Genomic DNA, 24,269 nt, shown 5'->3' on the forward strand with positions numbered 1-24,269 from the left:
CGATGCTCTCCGTTGCATCGCCTCCTCCGTGCTCCTAGCCTGCGGCAAGAATCGCGGGCGTCGCAGTCCCACGCGGATTCTTGGACAGGCTCCTAGTGGATGAAGCCGGCTGAGCGAATCTCGGCAGCGCGGGGCTTTCGGAGCCGAAAAAGGGCTTGACAGCGCCGCCTCTCCATGCTAGAAAAGCCCTGGCAACTACTGGTGCAACAGCCACTTGGCATCTATGCGTGGAGGCGCCCAAATGACTTGCCGGACCCCCTTGGCGGCACTGCTCGCCGCGAGTCTCCTGAGCCTGGTTCCCACGGGATGCATCCTTCGGCCGAGGGCGGCTGAGAAGCCCGCCGCCGCGGCTCCTCTCCCCAAGGAGATTCGAAACGCCACGGACGACTCGGTTCTCCTCCTGGTTCCGGGCGGCGAGGGCCTGATGGGGCTGCCCAGCCAGCCGAAGCGCGTGACCCTGAAGCCCTTCTACATGGACCGCACGGAGGTGACGAACGCCCAGTACGCCAGGTTCCTGGCGGCGGTGGCGAAGCAGGGCGACGAGGCCTGGCGCCACCCCGACCAGCCCGCCTCGAAGAAAGCCCACGAGCCCGCCTTCTGGACGCATGAGCAGCTTGGCGCGGGCAAGGCCGACTGCCCCGTGGTCGGGGTCGACTGGTTCGATGCCTACGCCTACGCGAAGTGGGCCGACAAGCGGCTGCCGACCGAGGCCGAGTGGGAGCGCGCCGCCCGCGGCACCGATGGCCGCATCTACCCCTGGGGGCCCGAGCCGCCCGAGAAAGGCTTCACCTTCCGCGCCAACTTCTACGGCACCCACCTGGGCGCCGATGGCTTCCCCTTTACCGCCCCCGTCGGCTCGTTCCCCCTGGGGGCCAGCCCCGTCGGCTGCCTGGACATGGCGGGCAATGTCGCCGAGTGGTGCGCCGACTGGTTTGCGCCGCTGCCGGCCGAAACGCGTCTGGTGAACCCCACCGGCCCCGCTCAGGGCACGGCCCGAGTGACCAAGGGCGGCGGGTGGAATCTGGGGGCGGACAGCCTGCGGAGCTTCAACCGCTGGCCGCTCGAGCCCCTGGGCAGAGCGTCGAACGTCGGCTTCCGCTGTGCGAAGGACATTCCGGTCGAGTCGCCCGCGCTGCCCGCCAAGTGAGGCCCCCGGCCCCCGCCTGCGCACACCTCCCCCCCGCCTACGAGGCCGCCGGCCCCGCCGGCGTGGTTCCATTAGTTATTGGCTGATATGCAGTTGCAGCGGAGGGCGGGCGGCTCTGGCGAGCCCCCTGTTGCACGTGGAACGCTGCCGGGTGTGCGGCGCCGCACACCGGTTAGCGGCCCATTCTGCCGCCCTTGCCCCTGGGCCCGTTTGGGCGGCGCTCGCGGTCCCAGTCCGGCCCATTCTTGACGAAGTTTTGCGCGGCCTCGTGCCAGGCGGCAGGGCCCGCGATCAGAAGCAGGTCATCGGCATGCTCGATGGCGAACGGCAGGCCGCTGGAGGCCGCCCACGGCCCACGCGCCGCATCGCGGCCCGCCTGGGCCAGCATCCGGCGGACCGGGCCGGCACCCTCGATGTTGTAGACCCGCGCCTCGAAGCTCTCGAACAGAGGCCGCCGCTCCGAGCGGACGAACAGCCAAGCCTCGTCGTACCAGCACCGCTCGGCCCTGAGCTGGTCGCCCAACTCGTTCGCCACGTCGGCCAGGGGGCGCTTCTCCGCCTTCAACGTCACCTTGATCTCGTTCAGCGCCTTGTCCCACGGGTCCACGTAGAAGCTCACCTTCGCCGCCGACGTCAGCGCCCACGCCGCCTCGGCGGGCGACACGCCGGAAACGTCCACGGTCACTTCGCCCACCGACTTGGGCGCGGCCCCGAGCGACCGGATGCCGAGGAACCCGACCTCGTAGGGCGCGTAGCTCACGAAGAGGTCCTCCATCGAGCGCTTGGGCTGAACCTTGCCCATCGCCCGCAGAAGGGCCAGCACCTCACGGTGGACGATAGCCGTCGCGGCCACCTTGAGCTTGCCCCTCTCGATCACCGCCTCGAAGGCGGGCAACGTGGCGCCATCTTCGCCCTTGCCGCGGATCGGGTGGATGCCGAACAGCACCTTCTTGATGAAGTTTACCAGGGCGTCGTCCTGCTCCTGGGTGGTCACGAGCTTGGCGACGTTGTACTCTTTCTCGACCACGGGCTCGGCCTCGGGCCTGGCGATCAGGAGCCGATCATCGCGTCCCGCGAACACCACGAGATTGCAGGTGCGGCACAGCCACCGAAGGGCGGCCGAGCCGGGAATCGCCTTGGCCGCGAACGTAATCTTCTGTGTGGCGAGGTCCGGGTGCACGGCAATGGTGGGCGCGCCTTGCGCCGCCAGGAGCTTCATCACGTCGGCCACCGGCGCATCCTTGGCGTCAATCGTCACCCCCTTGCCGTCCGCCGCCAGACCGACCGGCCCCAGCGCCAGCGCGAGAGCGACACCCCAGGCTTTCAGGACGTTCACGAGTGCACCCCTTTGCCGATACGTTAACGATGAGCCGCGGCAGGCGAGACTCCCGAGTGCCTCAGAACAGGGCAAGCCGCCAATCGCGGGCCTCGCCGCGCGCCTGATCTGGCCGCGCAGGCGCTGCAATGCGGGGCGAACCCTGTCGGCTGCACGCGCCGTGCTCGTGGGGACACCACCGCGAGAAGGCAGTAAGCCGCGCCCCGCGGACAGGAGGCCAAGCATTCCCCAACGCTACACGAGCCCGGCGCTTTCCCTACGCATACCTTCAAACATGGGATTCCACGGCCCGCCTGCTTGCTGCCGGGGCGATGAAAGAAGGCTGCCATCAAGCCCCCGAGAACGCACTTGGCCCGCCCTCGGGGGCGAGGGCGGGCCAAGGACGCACGGGAGATACGTCGCACGGGGACACCCCGGGGTCGCCGACGCATCGGCTCAGCGTGTCAGCCCTTCTTCACTTCGATGCGCCGATGCGACCGGAGGGCCTCGGGCGACTTCGGCACGGTGACGGTGAGGACACCGTTCTTGAACAGGGCCTCGGCCTTGTCCTTCTCGACGGGCCCTGGGAGCGTGATGAAGCGCTCGAACGAGCCATAGGACCGCTCGGAGCGATAGAAGCCCCCGCGCTTCTCCTCGTGCTCGGACTTGCGTTCGCCGCGGATGGTGAGCCCGTCGTCGGTGAGGTCCACCTGGATGTCCTTCTCCTCCATCCCAGGCAGATCGGCCATCACCCGGACCTCCTTGTCGGTCTCCGTGACGTCCACCTTCGGCGTGAACGTCTCCGCGAACCCGCCGTCGGAGGGCCACAGCGGCCAGAAGTCCCGGTCACCGAAGAAGTCGCCGAACCAACGATCCACTTCCTCACGAAGGCTCGGGAACCCGAACGACCCCCGAGCCGGCAGCGCCGTCTCGCGCCGCGTCCAGGGAATCAGGTCACGAATCGCCATAGCACACCTCCTTTCCTCTTCGCTCTTGTTTCTGCTCATCCCATTAGCAACAAGTGTGCCAATCGGATATGACACTATATATGGGGCTGCTGCTACGATGGGGCACAATATGGTGGAATCTAGCCCCATTGGGCTGCCCGGCTCTGGCTGCCAATATGGCAGGCGATGCGCGGGGGCTTCCATTTTCCCGGCCCCGCGCTATACTATGGCCGACAGCGAGACAAGTTCCCCGCTATGGCAAGGAGACTCCATGGCGCCTGTGCAAGACGAAGCGGCAAGGGCGGACACGGAGGCGATGATCCAGCAGTTGATGCTGGCGCGCAACGGCGACGCCGTGCGCGAACTCGCGCAGCGTCGCAGGCTCTCGAAGTCTGACGTGGCAGCCCTCGTGCGGCGAATCCTCGAGGAGCAGGAGCGCCTGGGCACCGAAGACCGCCTCGGGCCGCGCTACGACATTCACAGCGGCAAGTACCTGTCGCTCGCCGAATGGGCACAGCAGTTCCTGAGGGGCTGACAGCAGAGCAGGGGAGGGGCGGCGTGGAGCCTAGCCGCGGCGCGACTTGACGGGCCGGCTGCCCTTGTGCGGACAGGGCGACCAGTGGAGCTTCCTGCCGCCCGGGTAGTACGAGGCCAGCGTCACGCGGCCGCACTCGGGGCATTGGATGTTGAGGGTGCGGTGGGCCAGCAGGCCGGCGGCCAGGCCCACCATCAGTACCAGCGCGGCGAAAAACACCACCCCGGCGCGCAGCAGAGCGCAGAGCCGCAGATACCCTCGGAATGCCGCCGCCTCGGGGCGCGTGGCCACCGCGAAGGTCCACTCGCGCGCGACCGAGCGGCGCTGGAGGCTCACTGGGCCGTCGGGCTGTGTCCGGGCGGGATACTCCAGGTTGGCGATCACCTTCAGGGTCACCGTCTGGCCCTCGAGCATCTCGTCTTCCGGCAACAGGATGCGGAACTCGGGCACGATGGGGCGGGCCTCCAGCGTGCTGCCGGGCCGGAACACCTCGTGCGTCCAGCCGCGCTGGCGCACCGCCACGTCGCGCGCGTCGAGCTGGCCCATGTCGGTGAGCGTGACCGTGTGCCCCTCGACCGCGAAGAAGCCGCCGACCGACTCCAGGTCGGTCTGCCAGCGGAAGCGGAGCGGCGAGCCCGGCACGGCCAGCACGGGCGCGCCCACCACGTCGGTGTCTCGCAGGAGGGGGAGGTTCTTCGGCGGGCGGGCGGCGGACAGCCACACGAGACACAGCGCGAGGCCGCCGAGAGCCGCCAGCGCAGCTCCGGCGGCGACGAGCCAGTAGCGGGTGGCGTACCACGGCGGCGGGGGTCTGTTCGACGCGTCGGGCAGGGTGACCTGGGTCTTGCACTTGCGGCAACAGACCGTGAGCCCCGCCGCCATTTCGGGGCAGTAATTCGATGCCGCGCAGCTCGGGCAGATGACCAGCATGGCGCCGGCCCCGGGGGCAGGGGATGTGTGATGCCCACGCTTCTATTCTGGCGATTTCGCGGGCCGTGTCAACCCGGGGGCCCCTCGGCCGGCTCAGGTCGCCCGTCGCTCAGCGCCGCACGCGGACGATGCACTTCAACTCCGCCAGGGCGCGCGTGTCGGGAGAGGCCGCAGGGTCAGAGCCTCGCGCGCAAGGCGTCAATCAGGCCATAGGACGGCGCCCAGGGCAGCGGCACGATGGCGTGCTCGAGGGCGCTGTGGTAGAGGCCCAGCACGGTGTTGCTCTCGGCGAGCGAGACCTCGAGGCGGTTGTGATGCGGCCTCTGGCCGTCCTCCAGCCAGGCGAACACCGCGTCGGTCATCGCGGCCTGGCCCAGCACGTCCTCCGCCGCATAGCTCTTCTCGCCGCGCTGGTAGCCGCGCTGGGGCGTGAACACCTCCCAGGAGTTCATGGTCCAGTGGACGAAGCCCTGGGTGCCGTAGACGGCGACGCGCTTGTGCATCCAGGAGACGTTGGGGTCGTGCACCGTGGGCGCGTTGTCGCCGCAGGCGAGGAGGCCGTGGACGCCGTGGTCGAAGACGAGCTCGCCCACGGCGCTGTCGGGGCAGGGGTGGTGGGGGATCCAGAAGCGCTTGCCGCTGGCCTGGCCGAACACGCGCGCGGGGCGGTGGTCGCTGGCGTAGGCGAACATCAGGTTCAGCACGTGGGTGCCCTGTCCGGCCAGCGGCAGGCGGGCCGAGCCGTCAATGAGGCGCACTTCGCCGATCTCGCCGCTGCGGACGATGTCGAGCAGCTCCAGGGTCTTCGGGTGGTAGCGGAGCTGGTGGTTCACGATCACCTTGGTCTTGGCCGTCTGGCCGAAGGCGGCGATGGCATTGAAGTCGGCCGCGTCGAGGCATAGCGGCTTCTCGACCAGCACGGCGGGCACACGGAGGGCCTCGGCGAGCTGGAAAAACTCCAGGCGCTGCTCGGGCTGGGTGACCACGTGGAGGAGGTCGGGCTTCTCCTTTTCGAGCATCTCGCGCACGTCGGCGTAGCGGCGGGGAATCCTGAACTCGTCGGCGAACTTCGCCAGCCGTTCGGCGTTGGCGTCGCACACGGCCTCGAGGCGGGCCTTCCGGACGTGCTGGTAGGCGTCCGCGTGGCCGCGGGCGCGCGGGCCGCAGCCCAGGCAACAGCTCTTGTACACGGCGCGTCCTCCTGAAATCAGAGTCCTCAGCGTTCTCCGAGCTGCATGAGACGTGATGCGTGATGCGTGAGAAGAGCAGGCCCAGAGGGAAGGCCGTCTCCCCGCTTCTCTCTCGCACATCACATATCACGCATCTCGCGGCCCCCTTGTGCCTTCGACTTCTTCGCCAGGCACAGTGCCCGGATGATCTCGAGCATCTCGGCGTTCGACAGCGGCTGCCGGCGGGTGCGCACCATGTCGAGGAAGTGGTGGTTGAGGTTCCAGTAGAAGTAGTCGGCGTCGCCCACCTCGATGTCGCGCCGCCCCTTCTCGCCGTAAAGCGTCACGCGCCAGCCGGGCCGGCCGCTCTCCAGGCCGAGTTGCACGCCGAGCCGCCCATCGCGCCAGCGGTAGCGCACGATGTCCACGTCGCCCAGGCCGATGTTCTGCACGCTCTCGATGCCGGGGCCGAAGACGCTCCAGAGCATGGCCAGGCCGTGGATGCCGTAGAAGATCAGCTCGTTGGGCGAGGCGGCCACGGCGGCGAGCAGGCGGCCCAGCTTGTCGAACTCGGGCCTCGCCTCCTCGACCTCGCGGGCGTACTGGAGGCCCGAGGCCGAGAAGAGCGGCACGCCATGCTGCTCGGCCTTGGCCACGACGGCCTCGGCCTCCTCCGTCGTGCCTGCAAGCGGCTTGTCAATGAACATGGGCAGGCCCGTGGCCCACAGCGGCTCGGCGAAGCGGTAGTGGCGCATCGAGCAGTCGTCGGGGAAGAGGATGCCGTCCACCCCCTCCCCGCACTCGCGCGGGTCGGCGCACACGGTGGGGATGCGGCACATGGCGGCCAGGGCGCGGGCGTCGTCGGGCCTCTCGTCCCACACCTTCACGATGCGGGCGTCGTCGAAGCGGCGGCCGGCGTTCGGGTCGCCGCCGAGGCCGTGTTGGGCCCAGAGCTCAGGGTCGCAGCCGTTGTACATGCGGGCGAAGTACTTGCCGTGGTAGATCATCGTGCCGCCGACCATGCTGAGGCGGAGCATCGCGTTTCCTCCAGCGGGGCAGGGCGGAGTGCGGGACGTGAGGTGAATTGTAACGAATTTGCGTCGCCTGTCCAGCAGAACGCCGTCACTCGCGTTCGATCACGATGTAATTGATCTCGATGCTCTGGGGGTCGGAGGCGGGTTCGAGGCGCAGGTTGAGCTGGCCGTCGGCGATGGAGACCCGCCAGGGCGCGAGCACGAGCGGGCAGGGGCCGGCAGCCAGGTCCACCAACGCCACCTCCTTGCCCTCGGCGAGGATGCGGCGGCGGCCGCTGGGCTGGGCCGGGTCGCCGATGGCCAGGGTGATGCGATAGGTGCCGTTGGGCAGGTCGCAGAGCCATTCGGCGGCGGCGGGGATGGCGAGGCCGGTGCTGGCCTCGAGCGGCAGGCCGGCGGGCTGGCGGCGCACGAACCCGGCCGCGCCGGGGGCCTCCGCGGGCCGGAGCCAGCCATAGCCGCGGAGCCTCGAGTAGGGCAACCCCTCGTCGGCGGCGAAGCCGTCGGGCGTCCTGGGCGCGCGGCGCGGCTGGAAGTTCACGCGCAGGGCGCTGCCCACCACCACTCGCGTGGCCGCCGTGGCCGACTGCGCGCCGTCCGAGACGGTGAGCGTGACCTCGTGCTGGCCGGGCTGGTCGTAGCGCACGGCCCCCGTGGGGCCTTTCACGCCGTGGCTCCACTCGTAGGCCAGTTCGTCGAAATCGGGGTCGCTGGAGTCGCGGGCATCGAAGAGCACGGCCGAGCCGGCAAGGGCGTAGCGCAGCGGCGGCCCGGCGTCGGCCACGGGCGGGTGGTTGACGCCCGAGTGCACGACGCTGGAGAGAGGCGCGGCGTTCCCCGCCTCGTCGAGCGCCCGGAGGGCGATGTAGACCCTGCGGTCGGCGGGCAGGGGGCCGATGAGGAGCTTCTCGAGCTGGCCCGGCGCCTTCGGCCGGGGCGGCGCGGGGAGCCGTTCGGCCTCGGCCCACTGCACCGCCGCAGGCGGGTCGCCGGCCTCGGCGTAGCCGCCCCAGGAGAGCGCGCGGAGTGGCTGCGTGGAGAAGCGCACGTCGTAGCCCGCGGCCTGGCCCTGCCGGCCGTCGTCGCCGGGAGCGGTCCAGCTCAGCAGCACCCGCCCGCCCTCGGCCGGCGCGAGCAGCAGGTCCGTGACGGCGGCAGGCGGCGTCGCGTCCGCGGCAGCGGCGAAGGCCTCGGGCGGGCGCCGCCAGATGCGCAGGTCGCGCACCAGGCACTCGCAGGTCGGGTCCTTGGGGTCGCACGGCAGGTGGAGGCGAGGCGTGAGCGCGAGGCGCCCGGTGCTGCTGCGGCCCACCTCCCGGCCGTCGAGGAGGAGCCGGGGGCCTGTCTCCCGGCTCCAGTGCAGCGCTACGTGATGCCAGCCGCCGGGCGCGAGTTGGACGCCTGGCGTCTCCAGCAGCGTGGTGGCGCCGTTGGGGTGGCGGCCGACGAGCTTGAACCCCGCCCGGCTGAGCGACAGGCTGAAACCATTGACCAGCGAGTCGCCGCTGCGAAGCAGCACGTGGCCTTGCCTGCACGGGCCCTTGCGGCACAGGAGGCGGAACTCGATGGCCCCCTGCGTCTCGGCCGCGTTCGGGCTGTCCAGAAACGGAAACCACACGCCGGCGTCGGGGCGCTCGGGCCCGCCGGGGCTCTGCGCCAGGCAGGCGCGCGTGCCGTCGGGCAGCGCGACGAAGGGGCGATAGAGCGCGGCGCCGCCCACGCCCGCGTCGGGCAGGGCCACGTCGGCCGCGCTCTCCAGTCGGCACTGGAGGCCCACGGCCGGGTCGCCCGACACGGGGTGCGCCTGGGCGTAACGTTCCCAGGCGGCGGCGAAGCGGCCTGCGTCGCCGTGCCGGAGAGCGAAGTCCAGGGGCGTCTCGCACGGGGCCAGGCTGGCCACGCGTTCGAGGCGGCGGGCCTTGGCCAGGAAGCGGAAGTCGCCCGTCGCCTCTGCTGCCTGTGCCAGCCAGGGCAGGAGCGGGGCGCAGGGGAGGCCGGCGACCGCCGCCTCGGGGTGGCGCGCCCAGTCGGCCACCAGGCCGTCGGCCGTGGCATAGGGCTTGGCGGCTGCTCCGTCGGCGGCGCGGCGGCCGCCGGCCTTCTCGTGGCCCGACCAGAAGGCATCGGGGCGGGTGAGGGCCTCGGCGGCCCGGAGGTTCGAGGAGGGGAGACGCGGGTCGGGCTTGCGCTGCTGGCAGGCATCGAGGGCTTCCAGGGCGATGGCTGCCTCGGCGATGCGGTCGGCGTGCAGGCCGTGGCCGTTGCGGCGCTGGGCCTCGAGCAGCTTGCCCATGTAGAGGTCGCGCGCCACCCCGAAGGCGGTGCGGTGCTGGGGCGCGAACGCCGGCGCGACTGCCTCAGCGTGCGCCAGATTCAGTGCCGCGAGGGCGGCGCCCAGCGGCGGGGTGTCGGGGTCATCGGCGCGTCGGGCCGCGAAGGCCGCATTCTCCAGCGCCGCATCGAGGACCACGCGGTCGCCCGTGAGCAGGAAGACGAGCCAGGCGCCGGCGTACCAGCTCTCGTCCTGGCTCGGGCCGGCCGAGCCGGGGGCCAGGCAGGCGCCGGTCAGGCGCTCGTCGCCCCCGGCCACGTTGTGGAACGTAGCCACGTCGGCCAGGTGCCGCGCCGCGGTGTGAGCGGCGTCGAGCAGCTCCGGCTCACCGCGACGCAGAAACGCGCTGGCCAGGGCCAGCGTGGGGTCGAACGGCTGGCGCCAGAGGCTGCCATACCGCCACACCCCCCACGCGCCGGGCCCTTCCAGGCCGGGGCGCAGCCGGTCGAGGTCGGCGAGGAACAGGCGTTCCTGCTGCCATGCGCCCAGCGGCGCGAGAGACGCCACGTGGGCCGCTGCGTACCATCGGCCCGCATACGCCGCCTCGTCGGGCAACGCGGCGGTGGCGGTCAGAGGCCCGTCGAAGGCTGCGCTCAGGGCCTCGGGGGCCGGGGGCTCGCCCGCCGAGAACCAGAGGAGCAGGTCGTGCGTCTTCGCGCGGCCCGCCACGAAGTCCCGGCACGGCCCGCCCTCCCGGGGGAACAGGCCGACCTCGATCCGCGGCCTGCCGAGGACGCGCAGCGCCTTGGGGCCGTTGGCCGCGAAGCGCCGCACGGCGATGGCGGCTCCGCCGGCAGTGCCCCAGAGGCTCACGCCGCCACGCGCGGCATCGCCGGCGCCCATCGCGTCGCCGCGTTGAACCACCTTGTAGCGGCACGTCTCGCGGCTGCCGCCGCACTCCTGCACCAGCACGGCGTGGTCGGCGGGCGCGCTCAGGCTGCCCGGGTGGGGGCCGCGCTCGCCGGCGAACTGCCACTTCAGCAGGCCGTCGAGACGGAGCGGCAGGCGCAGCGTCAGGTCGTTGAGGGGCAGCGGCTGGGCGTCCAGCCCCTCGGGCAGAAGCGCCCGCTCGCGGTTGAGCACCGTGAGCTCCAGCCGCGCGGCGGGCCGGCCCGCGGCGAAGTGCAGACGGGCCACGCAGTCGCCCAACGTCGCGCCGTCGGCCGCGTGGAACTTGCCCTCGAGGCGCACGGCCACGCGCACCGGCCCGCGCGTCTCGACTTCGGCCCTGGCGGGGCCGCGGCTCGACAGCAGCGCGCGCCCGCCCACGGGCTCCAGGCTCAGGCCGTCCTCCTCGCCATGCGGGGCCACGAGCGGCCGCTCCTGGCCCTCGAGCATCACCTCGTCGAAGAGCGTGAAACGTTCTTTCGAGAGTCGGAACGTGGCCCCGCCCGTGGAGACCGTGATCTGCGTGGCATCCTCCCGCACCGTCAGGGGCGAAGCCAGGGCCTCGGCTCTGGGCGCGACGCCGGTGTCGAGCCGCCAGTTGGCCGTGCCTTTGCGGGGCACGGTCGCCTGGAAGTCCAGCAGCAGCCACTGCACCGAGCCGTCGGGCCAGCGGCTCAGCACCTGGGTCTGGAGCGGCCGCTCGGCTCCCGCCGGGTCGTAGAGGCGGAGCGTGTCGGGCGCGGGCAGAGCGCCGGCGGGCCAGGGCACGCCGAGGGTTACCGGCGCATCCGTCTGGTCGGCCTCTGCGCCGTTCCTCACAACCAGGCGGACGGAGGCCCCCGGACACACCGCCGCCGACATCAGCAGGAGAAGGAGAGCGCCCCTGTTCATCGCCCCCATCATAGCGCTGGCCGGCCCCGCCGCGCAACTGCGCCAGGCGCTCCGCGCCGCCCACGGCCCCTCGTCTCGCGCTTCGGGCGCGGCCCTGCCGACGCTTGCGCCCTCGCCCTGCGCTCGATAGGATGGGGGCGGGAGGCAGAAGGGGCGGCGAGGCGGGCCGACGAATTGGCCCCCTTATCCGCCCGGCTCGATTCGAAGGAGTCCAGCATGCAGCGACGGGCGCTGGCGGCCATCTGCCTGCTGGCGGCCGCCTGGGCGCACGCGGCCGCCCCGGCCCAGAAGCTCCTCGAAGCCGCGGGGGTCCAGGGCGGCCTGATCGCGCACCTGGGCTGCGGCGACGGCACGCTCACCGCCGCACTCCGGGCCAACGAGCGCTATCTCGTCCATGGCCTCGATGCCGACCCGGCCAACGTCGCCAAGGCCCGCGCTCACATTCAGTCGCTCGGCCTCTACGGCGCGGTGTCCGTGGACCTGTTGGAGCCGAAGCGCCTGCCGTACGTGGACAACCTGGTGAACCTGGCCATCGTCGAGCCGTCGGCTGGCGTGGCGACCGATGAGGTGATGCGGGTGCTCGTGCCGGGCGGCGTGGCGCTCGTGGGCGGCCAGAGGCACGTGAAGCCCAGGCCGGAGGCGCTGGACGATTGGACGCACTTCCTCCACGGCCCCGACAACAACGCCGTCTCGCGCGACCGCCTGGTGGGCATCCCGCGCTCGATCCAGTGGGTGGCCGAGCCGCGCTGGGGCCGCAGCCACGAGGAATTGGCCAGCCTGAGCGCCGCCGTGGCCGCCAACGGCCGGCTCTTCTACATCGTGGACGAGGCGCCGCTCGCCTCGATTCGCTTTCTGGGCGACTGGAAGCTCGTGGCCCGCGACGCCTTCAACGGCACGCTGCTGTGGAAGCGGCCCATCCCGCGCTGGACCGACCACCTGCGGCACTTCCGCGCCGGCCCCGCGCACCTCGCCCGCAGGCTCGTGGCCGTGGGCGACACAGTGTATGTGACCGCCGACCTCGCCGGCCCCGTGCTGGCGCTCGAGGCCGCCACCGGCGAGGTGCGGCGTGAGTTTCAGGGCACCGAGGCGACCGAGGAGATCCTCGTCAGCGACGGCACGCTCTACCTGGTCGCCGGCACGTCCGAGCTGTATCGGCGCGGCGGCGGGCTCTCGCAGCGCTTCGAGCCAGAGCCCAGCGCCTTCCGGTACGTGGCCGCACGGGCCGCCGACTCGGGCCAGCCGCTCTGGAAGCGCGACCTCACCAAAGAGAACATCCTGCCGCTGAGCCTGGCCGTGCGGGGTCAGCGGGCCTACTTCCAGAGCACGTCACACGTCGTGTGTCTCGATGCGCGGTCGGGCGACGAGGTGTGGCGCACGCCGCGCCCCACGCCGGCCCGCCGCATGAGCTTCTCGGCCCCCACGGTCGTGGCCACCGACGAGGTGCTCCTGGTGGCCGACCGCGACACGGGGGCCGCCGAGGAGAACCGGCCCTCGAGCGGCAGCGTGGAATGGGCCGTGCACGGCTGGAGCGAGAAGGGCTTCGCCCGCACGCCCACGTGCACCCTCAAGGCCTACGCCGCGGCCGACGGCAAGGAACTGTGGGCGACGAAGTGCAGGGAAGGCTACAACTCGCCCGTGGACGTCTTCGTCATCGGCGGAGTGGCCTACATCGGCCCTGACTTCCGCGGTCTGGACCTCAAGACAGGCGAAGTCGTCCGCCAGATCAACACCAAAGCGCCGCCCGTGGGCATGGCGCACCATCGCTGCTACCGCGACAAGGCGACCGAGAGGTTCATCCTCACCGGCAAGTCGGGCATCGAAGTGCTCGGCGTCGAGGAAGGGCGCTGGCTCGCCAACAACAGTTGGGTGCGCGGCACGTGCCAGTACGGGATCATCCCGGCCAACGGCCTGCTCTACGCGCCGCCGAACGCCTGCGCCTGCTTCCTCACGGTGAAGGCGCCCGGCTTCTTCGCCGCGGCGCCGCCGCGCGACAAGACAGGGCACATGCCCTTCCCCGCGCGACCCGTGCTCGAGAAAGGGCCGCGCTACGCCGCGCCGCGGCTCACGACGGCCGTCAGGGCCAGCGACTGGCCGACGTACCGCCACGACCCGCTGCGCAGCGGCGCCGCCTCGTGCGCCATCCCCGCCGCCGTGGCCGAGCGGTGGTCGGCGCCGATCGGCGGGCGCCTCACGCAGCCGGCCGTGGCCGATGGCAGGGTGCTCGTGGCCTCGATTGACGCCCACACCGTGCATGCCCTCGACGCCGACAGCGGCCAGGAGGCCTGGCGCTTCACCGCCGGCGGCAGAATTGACAGCACGCCGACTGTCTACATGAAGCGGGTGATCTTCGGCTCGGCCGACGGCTGGGTCTACAGCCTGGACGTGGCTGACGGCGCCCTCGCGTGGCGTTTCCGCGCCGCGCCCCAGGACCGCCGCGTGAGCGCTTACGGCCAGCTCGAGTCGATCTGGCCCGTCCCCGGCGCCGTGCTGGTGCAGAACAACACCCTGTACGTCGCGGCGGGCCGCTCGTCCTACACCGACGGCGGGATCGTGCTCTACCGCCTCCAGCCCGAGACGGGCGAGGAGCTGTCGCGGACCGTGCTTTGCCACCTCGACCCCGCGACGGGCGCGCAGCTCGTGCCCGAGGCCAGATTCAATATGGAAGGCACGACGAACGACGTGCTGACCAGCGACGGGGAGACGGTGTACCTGAAGTACTTCGGCTTCGACCGCGAGGGCAAGAGGACCGAGGCGAGCAAGCCGCACCTTTTCTCGATCACGAGCCTGCTGGGCGAGGAGTGGTTCGTGCGCACCTACTGGGTGCTGGGCGAGGGCCAGCCGGGCGCCGGCTGGGCCGGCTGGGCTGATGCGGCGAACACGTTCCCCTTCGGCCGCATCCTGTGCTTCACCGACAAGACGGTGTACGGCTACGGCCGCGAGAGGGTCGCGGGCGGCCCGGTCGGCCACAAGGCCGATGCCTATCGTCTCTTCGCCATGGACCGCCGCGCGCCGGCACCCAGGCCCAAGGCGAAGGCCAAGGGCCAGCAGGCCGCGCCGCCGCGCGAGACGCTGTGGGCCGACCCCGTGTCGCTCACCGTGCGGGCCATGGTGTTGGCCGGCGACCGCCTGGCAGTGGCCGGGCCTGTGGACCTCGGGCGGCGCGACCCCGATATCCTGGCGTTCACCAACCCCGAGGAGGCGCTGGCCGCCTTCCAGGGCGGCAAGGGCATCGCCCTGCGCATCGTGTCCGCCCGCGACGGCAAGACGCTTTCCGAATGCGCCCTGGACGCGATGCCGGCCTTCGACGGCCTGGCCGCGGCCGGCGGCCGACTGTACCTGGCGACGCTCGGGGGGAGGGTCATCTGCTTCAGCGCGCCGGAGTAGTCTCTGGTTGCCGCCATGCCCGGGCGAGACGGCGGGCAGAGGTGGGCGGGAGGTCCATGGCCCTCCCGAAGGCGGGGGCGCCTCCGGGAGGGCGGGACGCAGGGCTCAGCCGAGGATGGCCTTGAGGTCCTCGGCGGGGGTGGAGATGGGGGCGATGCCGAACTTCTCGACGAGCACGTTGAGCACGGGCGGCGTCACGAAGGCCGGCAGGCTGGGGCCCAGGCGCATGTTCTTGATGCCCAGGTGCAGCAGCGTGAGGAGGATGGCCACGGCCTTCTGCTCGTACCACGAGAGGATGAGGGTGAGGGGCAGGCTGTTGACGTCGGTGTTGAAGGCCTTGGCGAGCGCCACGGCGATCTGGATGGCCGAGTAGGCGTCGTTGCATTGGCCGATGTCGAGCAACCGCGGAATCCCGCCGATATCGCCGAAGTCCAGCTTGTTGAAGCGGTACTTGCCGCAGGCCAGCGTGAGGATCACGCAGTCCTTGGGCACGGCCTGGGCGAATTCGGTGTAGTAGTTGCGGCCGGGCTTGGCCCCGTCGCAGCCGCCGACGAGGAAGAAGTGCTTGATGGCGCCGGACTTGACGGCGTCAATGACGGCGCCGGCCACGCTCATCACGGTGTTGCGGCCGAAGCCGATGGTGATCTTCTTCTCGGGCTCGTCGGCCGCGAAGCCGGGGGCGGCCAGCGCGGCGGCGATGGCGGGCGCGAAGTCGTGCCCCTTGATGCGGGGGACGCCGCTGAAGCCGACCGGCCCGCAGGTGAAGACGCGGGCCTTGTAGCTCTCCTTGGGCTTCATCAGGCAGTTGGTGGTCATCACGATGGCGCCGGGGAACTCGTCGAACTCGCGCTGCTGGTTCTGCCAGGCGGAGCCGTAGTTGCCGACGAGGTGCCTGAACTTCTTGAGCGCGGGGTAGGCGTGGCAGGGGAGCATCTCGCCATGGGTGTAGACGTTGATCCCCTTGCCGGCGGTCTGCTTGAGGAGTTCCTCGAGGTCCTTGAGGTCGTGGCCGGACACGAGGATGGCCTTGCCCTTGACGGGGGTGACGCGCACCTGGGTGGGCTCGGGGTGGCCGTAGGTGGTGGTATTGGCCGCGTCGAGGAGTTCCATGGCCTTGAGGTTCAGTTCGCCCGTCTTCAGGGCGTTGCCCACGAGGGCGTTGACGTCGGTGGGGTTCTGCGCGACGAAGTCCAGGATTTCGTAGAGGAGGGCGTAGAAGCCCTCGTCTTCCTTGCCGAGCACGCGGGCATGGTAGGCGTAGGCGGCGGCGCCCTTGACGCCGTAGACGATGAGTTCCTGGAGGCCGGTCACGGTGTCGCCGTTGGCCTCGAGGCGCTTCTGAATGGTCACGTCCTCGCCCTTGCGCACCAGGGCGTTGAGGTCGGTGGCCGGCAGGCAGGCGGCGATGCAGGGGGGCTGCGGGCAGGTGGAGCCGGCCTTGCGGCAAGCGTCGGCGCACAGGGCCTTGACCTTGTGGCAGATTTCGACGGCCTGGGCCGCATAGGCCTGGAAGCGGGCCGCATCGAAGTTCACGTTGGTGAGCGTAGCGAAGAGGGCTTCGAGCACGAAGCCGTCCACGGCGGGGTCCTTCGCGCCCTGCCGGCGGGCGCGGTGGGCGTAGCGCGAGATGTCCTTCACGGCCTCGACGAGCAGGTCTTGGAGCGCGGCCACCTCGGGGTCCTTGCCGCACACGCCGTGCATCGTGCAGCCGGTGCCCTTGGCCGTTTGCTCGCACTGGTAGCAGAACATTCCCATGGCACGAGTCTCCTTTCCTCAGGGGGCGCTGTCCATTCCAATGGACAGGCTGAACAAGGTGGACGGGTCGGACTGGGTCAGGCCTTGGCCCTCAGCATGGTGAGCAGCATCTTGAACCGGGTCACCGCCTTGACGGCGTGCGGCACGTTGGCGGGCATGACGACGAGTTGGCCCGCGCTGGCCTTCACGGCCTTGCCGCCGATGGTCAGTTCCACGGCGCCATCGAGCACCTGCACCACGGCGTCGTAGGGGGCCGAGTGCTCGCTGAGGCCCTGGTCGGCGTCGAAGGCGAAGAGCGTGAGCGTGCCGGCCCTGTTCTCGGCCAGGGTGCGGCTCACGATGGAGCCTTCCGAATAGTCCACGAGGGCCGCCAGGTCGTGGGCCTTGGCCGCGGCGATGCGGCGGCGTTTGGGTGTGGCGGACTTGGCCATTGCGTTCGTACCCTCCTTATTCCAGGGGTTTCTTGGTGGCCTCTCCGACCTCGCGGCCGAAGGCCCGACAGGCCTCGAGGTCGGCCGGCCCCGGCTGCCACTTGGCGCGGATGCCGGGCCGGATCAGGGGGATTTTGCTCTCCTCCAAATGGTGTTCGATGAGCTTCACGCCTTCGCCGCTCCAGCCGTAGGTGCCGAAGGCGGCGCCGATCTTGTTCTTGAACTTCAGGCCCTTGATCTCGCCCAGGAACGGCTCGAGGCTGGGCAGCACGCCGTTGTTCATCGTGGACGAGCCGACGAGCAGCGTGCGGGCCTTGAAGATGTCCACCAGCGCGTCGTTGCGGTTGGTGCCGGCCGCGTAGATGAGCTTGAAGGGCACGCCGGCGTCGGTCAGCCCGTCGCCGATGGCCTCGGCCATGCGCAGCGTGCCGTTCCACATCGTGTCGTAGAGGATCACGGCGCGCGGCTCGGGCTTCTGCGCCGCCCACTCGAGGTACTGGTGCACGATCTGAAGCGGGTCGCTCCGCCACAGCACCCCGTGGCTGGGGCAGATCATGTCCACCGGCAGCTTGAGGGCGAGCACCTCTTCGATCTTCTTGGTCACCAGGTGGCTGAAGGGGGTGAGGATGTTGACGTAGTACTTGAGGGCCTCCTGGTACAGCTCGTCCTGGTCCACCTCGTCGTTGAAGCGCGCGTCGGTGGCGTAGTGCTGGCCGAAGGCGTCGTTGGGCATCAGCACGTTGTGGCCCGTGAGATAGGTGAACATCGAGTCGGGCCAGTGGAGCATGGGGGCCTCGACGAACACGAGGCGGTTCTGGCCGAGGGAGATCGAGTCGCCCGTGCCCACGGCCTGGAAGTTCCAGGGCTGATGGTAGTGGCCTTCGACGCTCTCGCGGCCGCGCTTGGAGACGACGAGGGTGGCGCGGGGCGCCTCGCGCATCACGGCGGGCAAGGCGCCCGAGTGGTCCACCTCGGAGTGGTTGGCGATCACGTAGTCAATTCTCGCGGGGTCCAGCACCTCGCGGATGTTGGCCATCAGCAGGTCCTGGAAGGGCCACCACACGGTGTCCACCAGGGCCACCTTCTCGTCCACGATCAGGTAGGCGTTGTAGGCGGAGCCGCGGTGGGTGGAGAGCTCGACGCCGTGGAAGCGGCGGAGCGCCCAGTCCACCACCCCGACCCAGTAGACGCCCTTCTTGAGTTCGGTCACCATCTTCCGGCCTCCTTTCGAATCTCGGTCACGGCAGGGCGGCGGGCTCGGGTTCCAGGGCCAGCGCCCGGGGGAAGACGATGTTGTTTTCCAGATGGATGTGCTCGTGGAGGTCGGCCTCCAGAGCGGCCAGGCCCTCGTAGAGGGCGCGGAAGGTGGGGCAGGCGTCGGCCGGCGGCGCGTAGCCCCCGGTGAGCGCGCGCATCCGGGCCAGCGCCGCGCCGGCGTTGTCGTGTTCGGCCTGCATCTGCTGGATTGGGCCTTCCACGCTGGCGCAGGGCAGGGCGGGCCGTGGGCCGCGGCCCGCGGCGTGGGCCTCCAGGCGGCGCAGGTACGGGAAGAGGACTTGTTCTTCCTTCATCAGGTGCAGTTCGATCTCGTCGCGGAGCGCGTGGAACACCTCTTGAAGCTCGGCCAGCATGCGGCCGTGGCGCGGGCCGTGGGCCTGGAGCACCTTGGCGAGCAGGGCGCCGAGGCGCGGGAGTTGCTGCTTCATGAAGGCGTGGTGGCGTGTCTCGATGTGGCCCAGCAGCTCGACGAGGGGGGCCGCGGCCCAGTCGCGCGCGGCGGCCGCGTCGGGCGGGGGTTCGGCCAGGGCCTGTCGGAGCTGGCCGAGCAGTTCGCTGGGCGCCAGGCCGGCTTCGGCCGCGGCGGCCCGCAGCGGTTGGGCGCCGCCGCAGCAGTAATCCACGCCGCAGCGCTCCAGCACGCGGCGCGTCTGGGGGTACTGCACGACGATGTCGCGCACCGGGGTGTCCTCAGTGATGGGCGTCATGGGCAACCCTCCTGGTCTCGGTCGGGCCGGTCGGCTGGTCCAGCTTCTTGGCCCGTGGGAAGAGGAAGTCGTTTTCGAGGCGCACGTGTTCGCGCAGGTTGGCGGCCAGGGCGCGCAGGGCGTCGGCGGCCGGCGCGGGCGCCTGGGGGAGCCGCGCCTCGATCTCGGCGAGCATGGCGAGAGCGATGCCGTGCTCGAACTCCAGGTGCTCGATGAGGAGGCTGGCCGCGCCCTGGTCGGCCGGGGGCGCGTCGTGCGGCCCCCGGGCCTCGAGGGCGCGGAGGCGGGGGAAGACTCTCTGCTCCTCGGTGCGCAGGTGCTGCTCGAGCACGCTGCGGAGCGATTCGAGCTTGAGGCGGAGCGGCTCTGCGGCGTCGCTCGTGTCGCCGCCGGGCCCTGGCGGGGCTTCGGCGAGAAGGCGGTCGAGACGCGGCAGCCACTCGCGCAGGAAGCCGTGGTGCTCGCGCTCGATGAGGTCGGCCAGTTCCGTGAGGGTGAGCCTGGCCGGGTCCTGCGCCGAGCCGAGCAATCGTTCGATGGCCAGGGCCTTGCCCGTGGCGGTGCGGAGCGTGTTCTGGATGAACTCCCGCAGGCATTGGGCGTCCATCGTCGCGCAGTGCTCGGGCAGGTTCACCAGCCAGTCGGCGTCCCACACGATGCGGAACTCGGGGGTGTCGAGGTCGCGGCCGCTGTGGTGGCTGCCGACGATGCGGGCGATGTGCTGGATGTCGGCTTCCGCGAAGTCGAGTCCCTCGAGGATGCGGCGGGCGATGGGCGGCCCCTCGAGTTCCTGGAACGGGGGCGCGGCCGAGCCGTGTTTGCGTTCGGCCTCTTGGATGCCGATGTCGTGGAGCAGGGCCGCGGCGACGACGATGCGGGGGTTGGCCGCCTCGTGGCGGAGCAGTTCCTGGGCGTTCTCGAGGACGGCCAGGGCGTGGGTGATGCGCTTCTGGTCGGCGCCGAACTCGGCCTTCACGGCCTCGATGAGCTGGTCGGCGAGCGATTCCTCGGCGTATTCGACCAGCTTGACCTTCTTGGGGTCGAAGCCGAGGCATTTCTCGGCCTGCTCGCACCACTGGGCGCAGCCGAGGCTCAGGCGCGGGTTGGCCACGCGGCGGCCGCACTGGGGGCAGCGGCGGCTGCCGTCATCGCGGAAGAACTCGATGGCGTAGCCGCAGTGGGCGCACTCGACGTCGAAGATGTCCCCCTTATCCCAGAAGCGTGTATCCTGGCCAGGACATACGATCTTGCTCATTGGGCGCCTCCTTTCGGCGCGGCGCCGCGTGTGCGGAGCCAATGCTCGGCGAAGCGCTCGCCCGGGCGCGCCTCGGCGAGGAACCGGTCCAGCGCCTCGGCGATGGCGTGCACGGCCTCGGCGGGGGTGGCGGCGGTGCCGACGGCTTGGGCCAGATGCGGGTGGCGGCCCAGCTTGCCGCCCATCAGGAGGCGGGCGGCGGGCGGCGAGAGCGCGATGGCCTCGGGCGGGCACACGTCCCGGCAGCGGGTGCAGCCCTGGCAGGCGGCGGGGTCGAACCGGGCAAGCTCGTCCACGGTGATGGCGCGGTCGGGGCAGGCGGCCTCGCACGCGCGGCACGCGATGCATTTCTCGGGGTCCACCCGCGGCTCGGCGAAGCCCACGAGGCCGACGTCGGCGATCTGCGGCCGCGAGCAGCCGTTGGGGCAGCCGGCGATGGCGACGCGCAGCTTGTGGTGGAAGAGGATGCGCTCGCCCTCGACGCGCTGGCGGAGCCGCTCGGAGAGGCCCGTGGCGCGGGCCCATTCCTCGATGGCCTGCTTCCACTCCTGCGGCTTGATGAGCACGTTCGGGCAGCCGCTGAGCTCGCAGTGGCAGACCTCGATGGCGAGCATGGGGGCGCCGGGCTGGTTGGGCTGCGGCATCATCCGCTCGAGCTGGGTGTCCGACTTCTCGCCGGCGACGGCCTTGAAGCGCGCCTCGCCCTCGCGCACGTCGGCCAGCGTCACGCGGTCGCCGCCGCGCGCGAGCACGCGCTCTTCGACCTTGCGGCGCGCCAGGGGCCGCACGAAGAACGGCGCCCGCGAGAGGGCTTGCTCGGCGTCGGGTTCCCAGGTCAGCTTCGACACGGTATGTTCCTCTATTCCTGCTTCGGCATGCCCTTGAGGCCCTTGATCTCGAGCCAGCCCTGGGGCAGCGGGGCGCTCTCGACAGGCGTGAGGTTCCTCCCGCCCGCGCCGGGCACGAACACCGGGCTGCCGTGGCCGTCGGCCTTGACCTTCTCGGCGAGGTGGACGAACTTGTTGTAGTGCTTCTTGAGCTCGTAGAAGCCGTGCCACCAGGCGAAGTCCGGCCCCATCATGGCCGCGCCCATGCGGGCGCGACGGCCCTCGTTGTGCCAGAACTCGTAGTAGACGAACTCGATCTCCTCGTCGAAGATGGGCCAGGCGGTGAGGAGCTTCTTCGCGTAGAGGTCGTCCATCAGGGCCTTGGCGGGCTTGAAGTAGTTTTCGCCGTAGTTGTCCATCGCCTTGTCGTAGCGGTCGAGGTAGTTGTTGGCCCAGCGGGGGCTGTGGCACTGGACGCAGACGGTGGCCATCTTCTTGCGGGCGGCGTCGGGTTCGTGGTCCTTGTTCTTCACGAGGCCGGGGAGCTGGGCCTCCCACTTGAGGCGCTCGCCCACGTCGTGGGTGGTGGCCAGCGGCCCCACGCCGCTCATGTGGCATACGGCGCACGTGGGCGCGCGGAAGTCCTTGTGCGGCTCCCAGGCGTCGGGCGCGGCCTTGAAGTTCCACTTGTGCTTTTCGGCGAGGTAGATCTTGCCGTGCTTGGACTCGAAGTAGATTTCGTCCTGCGGGTGGTCGGGGCCCATGTGGCACTGGCCGCAGTTTTCGGGTTTGCGGGCCTCGGCGATGTCGAAGCGGTGGGCCGTGTGGCAGATCACGCACGAGCCCTTCGAGCCGTCGGGGTTGAGGCGCCCGCTGCCGGCGTTGGGCCAGTTCTCGGCCGTGAGCTTGCCGTCCGAGATGTCCGACCCGTGGCACGCGAAGCAGCCGGTGGCGCGCTCGATCTCGTTGTTCATGCCGCGGAGCCAGGGGTCCTTGATCTCCTTGGTCATGATCTCCCAGGTGCGGGCATGCTTCGAGCGGGCGTGCTGCTCGGCTTCGCGCGGGTGGCAGCGGCTGCACTTGGCCGGCGAGACGACGGGCGAGATCTTCACGTCGCGCAGGTTCTGGGTGCCGGGGCAGTCCATCGCATCCTTGTCGGTGAGCTGGGCGCGGTGGCAGTCGAGGCAGGTGACGTTGGCGCGGGCGTGGGGGCTCTGCTCCCAGTCGCGCACCTTGCCCGGCTCGGACTTCGAGTGGCACTCGATGCAGGATTTCTCGAGGTCGGTGAGGCCGCGCTCGATGGTGATGGCTTTGGGCACGTGGGGCAGGGGGCCTTTCTCGGCCTCTGCCGCGCCCGCCCTGCCGGCGGCGACCACCGCCAGGAGACCCATCCACGCCATGCGTCGACTCATCGTTGTGTCCCCTATCAGTCCTGTGAAACGGGTCCGCCCAGGAACTGCTTGAAGCGGCCGTGGAACTCCTCGACGTGGCACTCGAGGCACGACTTCGGGCGCTCGGCCCGCCGGTTCTCGCGGTGGGCGACCAGGGCCTTGATCGAGGCGCCCGCCGGCTCGAGGTTCTGGTGGCACTTCTCGCAGGCGGACTGGTAGATCTTCGCCCGCGCGCTCTTGCCCAGCTCGTCCCAGTCCATCTTCGTCGGGTCGCTCTGGCCGAAGAAGTGCACCCAGGTGTCCTTGAGCCCGTCGCGGGTCTTCACCCACAGCTTCGGGAGGAGCGACGGCGGCACGTGGCAGTCGGAGCATCCGGCCACCACGCCGGCCCGGTTGTGGTAGTGTTTCGAGTGCATCCATCCCTGCTCCGCCACCAGCCGCATCTCGTGGCACGAGATGCAGAAGGCGTTGGACGAGGTGAGCGCCAGACCGATGCCGCCGGCGGCCACCGCCAGGAGCCCCAGGCCGAAGCCCAGGGCGGCCCACCGCAAGGCCTTCGACTTCCAAACCCTCAGGAGCCAGGTCTTCACGCGGCTTCTCCGAGTGCGATCCAGGTCTGGAGGCCCAGCCCCATCGTGGAATGGTCGTACCCACATTCATGCGCAACCGCGGTTCAGAGTCCAGCCTTTCCGAGCACTTCGCCCCGGATGCTGATGGTCGTCTCGGTGACGGGGATCTGCTTGCCCGCGTCGCTGAGGGCCTGGCGCAGGACGTGGACGAGACCGAAGCAGCAGGGCACTTCCATGTGAACGACCGTGATGCTCTTGATGTCGTTCTGGCGGAAGACCTCGGCCAGTTTCTTGCGATAGGCCTGGACATCGTCGAGCTTGGGGCAGCCGACGAGCACGACGCGGCCCTTGATGAAGTCTTCATGCACGTTCGCATAGGCGAAGGGCACGCAGTCGGCGATGAGCGCCACGTCGGCGCCCTTGAGGTACGGCGCCTGCGGCGGCACGAGCGTGATCTGCACGGGCCACTGGCGCAGCCGCGACACGGCGCGGCCGGCCGGCGCCGCGGCCTGGGCGGACGGCTTCTCGTCGAGCTGCACGGCGCGCGCGCCCGGGCACCCGCCGCCGGCGTGCGCGGCGGGCGGTGGCACGCGGATGCCGCGCTCGCGCAGGAAGTCGAGCGCGGTCTTGAGCAACTCGAACTCGCCGTGCTCGCGGAGGTGTTCCAGGTGGGCGTTGATGGTGTTCGGCCCCTGGCGGGCGATGTTCTCCATCACCCGGCGCTCGTCGTACGGCTCGGCCTCGCGCTCCTCGACGGTGATGGCGTCCACGGGGCACGTGCCGATGCAGGCGCCCAGCCCGTCGCAGAACAGATCGCTGATAAGCCGGGCCTTTCCGTCAATCACCTGGAGCGCCCCTTCCGGGCACCCCGGGATGCAGTCGCCGCAGCCCGTGCACTTGGCTTCGTCAATCCGGATGATCTGTCGCACCGGCATTCGCAGTCTCCTTCTCGGTGGCTTCCTCGGCCAGGTTGCCGAGCGTGGCCCCGGCCAGATAGGCCCGAAGGCGCCCGTCGAGCTCCTCGGTCACGCCGCGGAACACGCAGCTCTTGCGGCCGCACACCGGCGCGCCAAACACACAGGTGGCCGGCTCCACGGTGCCCTCGATGGCCTCGTAGACTTCGAGCAGGGTCACCTCGCTTGCGGGTCGGGCCAGGGCGAAACCGCCGTGCGGCCCGCGCGTCGAGGCCACGATGCCCGCTCGCACGAGGCGCTGCATGACTTTGGCCAGATGCGCCTCGGAGGCGTGAAGCCCCTCGGCGAGTTGGCGTGCGGGGACGAGGCCGTTTCGCCTGCCTGCGAGGATCACAGCGGCGTGGATGCCGAGGGAAGCCGCTTCAGGGAATCGGACGAGTTTGGGCATCTGTGGCCTTTCAAGCAATCTGGTATTATAATACCTAAATCGCCGGGCGTTGTCAAGCTTTTTTTTCGGGTTTTCAGGGTTTCGCGATCCTGGCGTGACTGGCCCGGTGCAGGGCGTGGGCA

19 protein-coding genes are annotated in these 24,269 nt (G+C 70.5%); 3 read left to right on the forward strand and 16 right to left on the reverse strand.

What is annotated here, in order from left to right; all coding sequences use genetic code 11:
- The first annotated feature begins 241 nt into the window (after positions 1-241).
- Entirely contained in the window at positions 242-1,147 is a 906-nt protein-coding gene (locus tag PLE19_20485) for an SUMF1/EgtB/PvdO family nonheme iron enzyme (GenBank protein ID HPD17321.1), read from the forward strand.
- 172 nt (positions 1,148-1,319) lie between these two features.
- Here the strand turns inward: PLE19_20485 and PLE19_20490 are convergent, their stop codons facing one another.
- On the reverse strand, positions 1,320-2,483 hold the full coding sequence (locus tag PLE19_20490; protein ID HPD17322.1) for a hypothetical protein: 1,164 nt from the start codon (positions 2,481-2,483) through the stop codon (positions 1,320-1,322).
- Positions 2,484-2,926: 443 nt separating this feature from the next.
- Positions 2,927-3,430, reverse strand: a complete 504-nt coding sequence (locus PLE19_20495; GenBank protein ID HPD17323.1) for an Hsp20/alpha crystallin family protein — start codon at positions 3,428-3,430, stop codon at positions 2,927-2,929.
- A 250-nt stretch (positions 3,431-3,680) separates the two neighbouring features.
- Between PLE19_20495 and PLE19_20500 the strand changes: the two genes are divergently transcribed.
- The gene (locus PLE19_20500) at positions 3,681-3,944 is read left to right on the forward strand and encodes a hypothetical protein (GenBank protein ID HPD17324.1); all 264 of its coding nucleotides are present in this window, start codon (positions 3,681-3,683) and stop codon (positions 3,942-3,944) included.
- Between the two features lie 30 nt (positions 3,945-3,974).
- Here the strand turns inward: PLE19_20500 and PLE19_20505 are convergent, their stop codons facing one another.
- From PLE19_20505 to PLE19_20520, 4 genes are all read right to left on the reverse strand, one after another.
- A complete protein-coding gene (locus tag PLE19_20505; GenBank protein ID HPD17325.1) occupies positions 3,975-4,874 on the reverse strand; it encodes a hypothetical protein in 900 nt (299 codons plus the stop codon).
- Between the two features lie 176 nt (positions 4,875-5,050).
- A complete protein-coding gene (locus tag PLE19_20510; protein ID HPD17326.1) occupies positions 5,051-6,064 on the reverse strand; it encodes a Gfo/Idh/MocA family oxidoreductase in 1,014 nt (337 codons plus the stop codon).
- A gap of 119 nt (positions 6,065-6,183) precedes the next feature.
- Positions 6,184-7,080, reverse strand: coding sequence for a Gfo/Idh/MocA family oxidoreductase (locus tag PLE19_20515; protein ID HPD17327.1), 897 nt, complete (start codon positions 7,078-7,080; stop codon positions 6,184-6,186).
- 85 nt (positions 7,081-7,165) lie between these two features.
- The gene (locus PLE19_20520) at positions 7,166-11,188 is read right to left on the reverse strand and encodes a PKD domain-containing protein (protein ID HPD17328.1); all 4,023 of its coding nucleotides are present in this window, start codon (positions 11,186-11,188) and stop codon (positions 7,166-7,168) included.
- 216 nt (positions 11,189-11,404) lie between these two features.
- Here PLE19_20520 and PLE19_20525 point away from each other — a divergent pair, with 216 nt between their 5' ends.
- Entirely contained in the window at positions 11,405-14,572 is a 3,168-nt protein-coding gene (locus tag PLE19_20525; GenBank protein ID HPD17329.1) for a PQQ-binding-like beta-propeller repeat protein, read from the forward strand.
- A gap of 105 nt (positions 14,573-14,677) precedes the next feature.
- Here the strand turns inward: PLE19_20525 and hcp are convergent, their stop codons facing one another.
- The 10 genes from hcp to PLE19_20575 all read right to left on the reverse strand — a co-directional run bounded on the left by hcp (position 14,678) and on the right by PLE19_20575 (position 24,147).
- Positions 14,678-16,321 carry a hydroxylamine reductase gene (gene hcp / locus PLE19_20530; protein ID HPD17330.1) on the reverse strand — a complete coding sequence of 548 codons (1,644 nt, stop codon included), beginning with the start codon at positions 16,319-16,321 and terminating at the stop codon, positions 14,678-14,680.
- Between the two features lie 83 nt (positions 16,322-16,404).
- Positions 16,405-16,758: a cupin domain-containing protein gene (locus PLE19_20535; protein HPD17331.1), complete on the reverse strand. Its 354-nt coding sequence runs from the start codon at positions 16,756-16,758 to the stop codon at positions 16,405-16,407.
- A 16-nt stretch (positions 16,759-16,774) separates the two neighbouring features.
- On the reverse strand, positions 16,775-17,971 hold the full coding sequence (locus PLE19_20540; protein HPD17332.1) for an MBL fold metallo-hydrolase: 1,197 nt from the start codon (positions 17,969-17,971) through the stop codon (positions 16,775-16,777).
- A gap of 25 nt (positions 17,972-17,996) precedes the next feature.
- Complete coding sequence (ric, locus tag PLE19_20545) at positions 17,997-18,743, reverse strand: iron-sulfur cluster repair di-iron protein (GenBank protein ID HPD17333.1); 747 nt, start codon at positions 18,741-18,743, stop codon at positions 17,997-17,999.
- A complete protein-coding gene (locus PLE19_20550) occupies positions 18,727-19,998 on the reverse strand; it encodes a hemerythrin domain-containing protein (protein ID HPD17334.1) in 1,272 nt (423 codons plus the stop codon). Before PLE19_20550 ends, ric begins: the two co-directional genes overlap by 17 nt.
- Entirely contained in the window at positions 19,995-20,846 is an 852-nt protein-coding gene (locus PLE19_20555; GenBank protein ID HPD17335.1) for a 4Fe-4S binding protein, read from the reverse strand. Before PLE19_20555 ends, PLE19_20550 begins: the two co-directional genes overlap by 4 nt.
- A gap of 11 nt (positions 20,847-20,857) precedes the next feature.
- Entirely contained in the window at positions 20,858-22,237 is a 1,380-nt protein-coding gene (locus PLE19_20560) for a multiheme c-type cytochrome (GenBank protein HPD17336.1), read from the reverse strand.
- Positions 22,238-22,251: 14 nt separating this feature from the next.
- On the reverse strand, positions 22,252-22,806 hold the full coding sequence (locus tag PLE19_20565) for a NapC/NirT family cytochrome c (protein HPD17337.1): 555 nt from the start codon (positions 22,804-22,806) through the stop codon (positions 22,252-22,254).
- Positions 22,807-22,889: 83 nt separating this feature from the next.
- Positions 22,890-23,720 (reverse strand): 4Fe-4S binding protein, encoded by an 831-nt coding sequence (locus tag PLE19_20570; GenBank protein ID HPD17338.1) that lies wholly within the window; start codon positions 23,718-23,720, stop codon positions 22,890-22,892.
- Positions 23,692-24,147 (reverse strand): Rrf2 family transcriptional regulator, encoded by a 456-nt coding sequence (locus PLE19_20575; GenBank protein HPD17339.1) that lies wholly within the window; start codon positions 24,145-24,147, stop codon positions 23,692-23,694. Before PLE19_20575 ends, PLE19_20570 begins: the two co-directional genes overlap by 29 nt.
- Positions 24,148-24,269 lie beyond the last annotated feature (122 nt).

The sequence above is a fragment of the Planctomycetota bacterium genome (genome assembly GCA_035384565.1).
GTDB lineage: Bacteria > Planctomycetota > PUPC01 > DSUN01 > DSUN01 > DAOOIT01.